The 5,293-nt window shown below is 41.1% G+C and carries 5 protein-coding genes and 2 pseudogenes; all 7 read left to right on the plus strand.

Annotated features, from left to right (window positions below):
• A pseudogene (locus F6K57_RS35830) lies at positions 1 to 201 on the plus strand (polysaccharide pyruvyl transferase family protein); the annotation flags it as partial.
• Positions 202 to 227: 26 nt separating this feature from the next.
• On the plus strand, positions 228 to 407 hold the full coding sequence (locus F6K57_RS35835; RefSeq protein ID WP_293072816.1) for a hypothetical protein: 180 nt from the start codon (positions 228 to 230) through the stop codon (positions 405 to 407).
• Positions 407 to 1,255: a methyltransferase domain-containing protein gene (locus tag F6K57_RS35840; RefSeq protein ID WP_293072819.1), complete on the plus strand. Its 849-nt coding sequence runs from the start codon at positions 407 to 409 to the stop codon at positions 1,253 to 1,255. The genes F6K57_RS35835 and F6K57_RS35840 overlap by 1 nt, the downstream gene beginning before the upstream one ends.
• The gene (locus F6K57_RS35845) at positions 1,252 to 2,502 is read left to right on the plus strand and encodes a glycosyltransferase family 4 protein (protein ID WP_293059869.1); all 1,251 of its coding nucleotides are present in this window, start codon (positions 1,252 to 1,254) and stop codon (positions 2,500 to 2,502) included. Before F6K57_RS35840 ends, F6K57_RS35845 begins: the two co-directional genes overlap by 4 nt.
• A 313-nt stretch (positions 2,503 to 2,815) precedes the next feature.
• Positions 2,816 to 3,910 (plus strand): O-antigen ligase, encoded by a 1,095-nt coding sequence (locus tag F6K57_RS35850; protein WP_293072822.1) that lies wholly within the window; start codon positions 2,816 to 2,818, stop codon positions 3,908 to 3,910.
• 20 nt (positions 3,911 to 3,930) lie between these two features.
• On the plus strand, positions 3,931 to 4,950 hold the full coding sequence (locus F6K57_RS35855) for a glycosyltransferase family 2 protein (protein ID WP_293072825.1): 1,020 nt from the start codon (positions 3,931 to 3,933) through the stop codon (positions 4,948 to 4,950).
• A 147-nt stretch (positions 4,951 to 5,097) separates the two neighbouring features.
• Positions 5,098 to 5,293, plus strand: a pseudogene (locus F6K57_RS35860) (glycosyltransferase family 1 protein); the annotation flags it as partial.

Below are 5,293 nucleotides of genomic sequence, written 5' to 3' on the forward strand. Positions count from 1 at the left end.
GGCATTCGAGCATTACAACACAGTAGAAGAGCACTGATTCTTGCTATTGATAACAGAGCTACTGAAATTGCTAAAGATACTAACCTTCCAGTTATTAAACGAGAGGATATAGACTCTATTAAACATTGGATAGATTCTTCCTATGAAACAAAAATAAACTTACCAATAGAAAATATCAATAGATGGAAAAATCAATTTTAATCAACGTAAGCTGTTTTGCATTTAAATTGCACAACAGCAAGGCAGAAGGCAGAAGGCAGAAGGCAGAAGGCAGAAGCGATCCAGCGCGGTCTTCGACATCCCTACTCCCTACTCCCTACTCCCTACTCCCTACTCCCTACTCCCTACTCCCTACTCCCTACTCCCTTTGCCATATCGTTAGTGATGTTAGTTTTATGGTAGGTTGATGTTAAAACTAATAAATATAGGTTGCGGCTCTACATATTCTAATCATCCGGCGTGGACTAATGTTGATTTAGCACCACAATCATCCGATATTCATAATCATGATATCAGGAAAAAGTTGCCCTATCCTGATGCTTATTTTGATGCTTGTTATAGTTCTCATGTAATAGAACATCTCAAGCAGCATGACGCTGATCAACTTATTGCTGAGTGTTGGCGTGTTCTTAAGCCACAGGGAATAATTAGGGCAGTTGTTCCTGATCTAGAATCAATAGCTAGACATTATATCTCTACTCTAGAACAGGTTGAGTCTGGTGTTACGGAAGCAGAGGCTAATTATGACTGGATAATGTTAGAACTTTATGACCAGACAGTGCGCCACGTTAAAGGTGGTGAAATGGCTAGTTATCTAGCTGATACTCATCTTACTAATAAAGAATTTATCAGATCTCGTATCGGTAGCAATGCTGATATATTTTTGGATAAAAACTCTGAAAAAAAATCCTGGATAGAGCGACTAGCATCTAAAGATAGGTATTGGTTTTACAAAACCTTGAGGAAGTTTAATCTCAGAACTAGTATTGCCAAATATCTAGTGACTCTGATCGCAGGGAATGAAGCACGACAAGCATTTGAAGTCGGGTTGTTTCGGAATTCAGGTGAAATTCATTATTGGATGTATGACCGGTTTTCTTTACGACGACTGCTGGAGCGCTCAGGATTTGTAGAGGTGCGCGTTTGTGGTGCTGATTCAAGCCGTATTCAAGAGTTTAATAGCTACGGTCTAGATATGCTTGAGGGCAAAGTGCGTAAACCCGATTCACTGTTCATGGAAGGTATTAAACCATGAAGACTCTAATTGTTAGTAGTTTCGATATATCTGGTGGAGCTGCTCGTGCTGCCTATCGATTACATCAAGGTTTCCACAGCATTAATTTAGATTCCCAAATTTTAGTGCAGGAAAAATTTAGTCATGATCAAACTGTCATTGGACCAACAAAAAAGTTGACACAGGGCCTAGCCAGGAGCAGATGGACTTTTGGCGCTTTACCTCAAAAGCTTTACCCCCAACGGGAAGATAAAACCTTTTCTAGCCAGTGGTTTCCCGATGCAGTTGTTCCCAAAGTTGCCCGACTTAAGCCCGATATTATTAATCTCCATTGGATTTGTGCTGGCTATGTCCAAATTGAAACCATTGGGAAACTAAAGCGACCAATTGTTTGGACTCTTCATGATATGTGGCCATTCACAGGAGGATGTCACTACAATCACGATTGCGATCGCTATACAGTCTCCTGTGGTAATTGTCCTCAACTTAACAGCAGTAAAGACTGGGATTTATCCCGTTGGGTATGGCAGCGCAAAGCCAAAGCTTGGCGAAATCTTGACCTGACAGTTGTCACCCTCAGCTCATGGTTAGCCAAATGTGCCAGTGCCAGTTCCCTTTTCCAGGATCTGCGAATTGAGCTCATTCCCAATGGCATTGATACTCAACAGTACAGACCCATCCATCAGCAGGTAGCGCGAGAATTACTTAACTTACCCCAGGATAAGCAACTTATTTTATTTGGAGGAGTAAATGCCACTAGTCAAAAACGCAAAGGGTTTCAATTGTTACAACCAGCGCTCCAAGAGCTGAGCCAATCCGGATGGCGAGATCAACTAGAGTTAGTTATTTTTGGTGACTCTCGGCCAGACAATCCACCTGAGTTTGGTTTTAACGCTCACTACTTAGGGACATTCAGCGATGATCTCTCCCTAGCGCTAGTTTATGGAGCAGCAGATGTATTTGTTTGCCCTTCCCTTCAAGATAACTTGCCCAACACAGTGATGGAAGCGATCGCATGTGGAACTCCTTGCGTCGCCTTCAACATTGGCGGGATGCCCGATCTGATTGAGCACCAGAAAAACGGCTATTTAGCCCAACCTTACCAAATTGAAGCTCTAGCTCAAGGAATTGCTTGGGTGCTAGAGAACACAGAACGACATCAGAAACTATCCTACCGCGCCCGCGAAAAAGTAGAAAAAGAATTTACCTTAGAAATTCAAGCAAGACGCTACTTATCCCTTTTTACTGAAATTTTATCCGGAGTATAACTATCATTACTAGAAAATATAGTATCACTGATATAAATAGGGTTATATAACTCTCAATACTAGATAATTCATGATAAATTTAAAAAGGTTATCTACTAATCAGTTAATAACTTTTTTTTTAATAAAATTAGAACCATTTTTGATTGGAATATGCTTATTTTCCGGCATGTTTCTTGATTTTCCAGGTCCTCTACTTAAGCTTTTAAAAGTTGGTAGCTATCTAATCTTGTTTTTTTTAATTCTTTGGCGATGGAAAAGATTTGCCTATGTTTTTACAAGGGATATACCGTTACTATGCTTAGTAGGGACTGCTGTGTGGTCGGTTGGATGGTCTGCGGTTCCCGGTATTCCAGAATTACTTAGAGCCGTCTTACGTGCAACTGCCCTCGGAGCATACTTAGCAGTTCGCTATAACCCTAAGGAGCAAATGCGTCTGGTGGCATGGGTGCTAGGTATAGTGGCGATTTTAAGCTTATTGGTCACTTTAGCTCATGGCTTAGGGGACGCTCCCGCTCAGGGTATCTTTAGGCATAAAAATCATTTAGCTCGTCTGATGACCCTAAATGCCATAATTTCGTTATTGAGCATCCTCAACCATCGGAAATATCGCTGGGTAGGGTGGGTGGGATTTAGCTTATCTGTTTTGATGCTACTACTTTCTCAGGGAAAATCAGCATTGCTAATCTTTTTAGTTATGATTACCCTGCTGCCCCTTTACAAGTTTGTCAAACAGCACTATAAGTTACAAACTGTTCTTTACATGGTCTCAGCCCTCCTGGCTTTTGTGGCATCGATAGTAATTTTATGGAACCTGGAATTCATACTAGTTGATATTCTAGGCAAAGATCTACAATTGAATGGGCGTTTACCGATTTGGACTTTAGTATTTGATAAAATTTTAGAACGACCTTGGCTAGGTTACGGTTTTGAAGGATTCTGGTCTTCCGACGCTGGCTACTCTGTCATCAACTCTACATGGCTTGCCCATGGAGGATATGGTAATGCTCATAGTGGTTATCTTGAGTTAGCTCTGCAACTTGGATTTTTAGGTATTTTCCTTTTTGTGCTTAGTTTATTGATCGCCTTATTTAAGACAATTCAAGTCCTAAGCGTCACCAAAAAACTAGAATTTTTCTGGATGTTTCTCTACCTAGTATTTTTCAGTATTGTTAACTTGAGCCTAGACCCATCAATTCTTGCCGAAGACATCGTGTGGACTCTATACGTATCAACCGCTCTTTCGGCAGCTGTTTACCAGAGTCGAATTGTCAAGAATCCCCACTTACTAGGTGTTAGGGAACAGGGAGTAGGGAGTAGGGAGCACAGAAGTCAGAACAGGAAAGAGGTAAGAGGGAAAAAATCCTGTGTACCTGATTGCTATGAAAAACCCTGTAAATTATTTCAGTAAAATAAACGGGATAGTAAGCCATGAAAAACTCAGAGGAAAGTACCATTGATGAACAAGAAGACCCTCCCTTAGCAGAACTTCCGAGCATTTCGATAGTTGTTCCTAATTATAATAGCGGATCAACTATCTGTGCCACCTTACAAAGCTTAATTGAACAGAACTATCCCAAGCTAGAAATCCTTGTAATTGATGGCGGATCCACTGACAACAGTGTCGAAGTAATTAAGCAGTTTGAACCATACATTACCTGGTGGGTTAGTGAAAAAGACAGTGGTCAATCCAATGCCATTAATAAAGGTTTTGCGAAGTGTAATGGTGATATCGTTAATTGGCTGTGTAGTGACGACCTCCTAGCACCAGATGCCTTACACACAGTGGGAAAATACTTTGCCGAGTCGCCTGATATTGACGTCTTAGTTGGTCGCAGCCAAATTGAATATAGGACTGACAATTTAGGTCAACCACTCAAAGGAGCTAATTTTTGGATGACTCTATTTGGGCGAGTATTGCCCTTAGGATTAGGGTCACGACCGATGATATTGGATGCTAAAAAACAGATCTACATTAAAGCTCCTACACTCAAACAAATTGACTTAATTTCTGTTGCTTCTCCCATTCACCAACCTAGCTGCTTTTATCGGCGCAAGCTGCTTGATCGACCTCAACCATTAGATGAAAGCTATGAGTACACCATGGATATTGAGCTATTTAATTATTTCTACTCCCGTGGTGTGCGCTGGCGCGTGATCGAAGAGGTGCTAAGCATTGCTCCAGTAAGTGGTGACAATAAAACCAGCATCGCTGGTGTAAAAGCTACCTATGAATTAGAGCAAATATACAAAACTTACACCAAAGAATTAATCCCTCTAACCTATTGGCATAGACGACTACGTTATCCCTTGGAGCGTTTTATCAAACGTCATCGTAGCCGTCTTTGGTTATACATAGTCGGACCAGTATGGGTTGCCCTCACACTACTATTAAGCCCATTTTATGGTGTTGAAAAAGTTTGGGCACTTAGGTGGACAAAGTGGATTTGATTACTTTTAGGGAACAGGGAACAGGGAACAGGGAACAGGGAGCAGGGAATAGGGAATAGGGAATAGGGAATAGGGAATAGGGAGCAGGGAGCAGGGAGCAGGGAGCAGGTTACCGAAGTCCTGAATGTCTTAAAATTATGGAAAATTATGGTTCACTATCCGTCTTCACACACAAGTAAAGACACAAGTAAAGACACAAGTAAAGATACAAGTAAATACCAAAAATTAGACCTTAAAACACAAAATACTTTTCCTGTCGTGGGATGTCAGGTAGTAATGTTAGGTGACAACCTTCAGATCAAGGCTGGTATCCCATCAGTGCAGAAGGTTATTCTTCGTAATA

Origin of the sequence: Moorena sp. SIO4A5 (assembly GCF_010672005.1) — a bacterium.
GTDB lineage: Bacteria > Cyanobacteriota > Cyanobacteriia > Cyanobacteriales > Coleofasciculaceae > Moorena.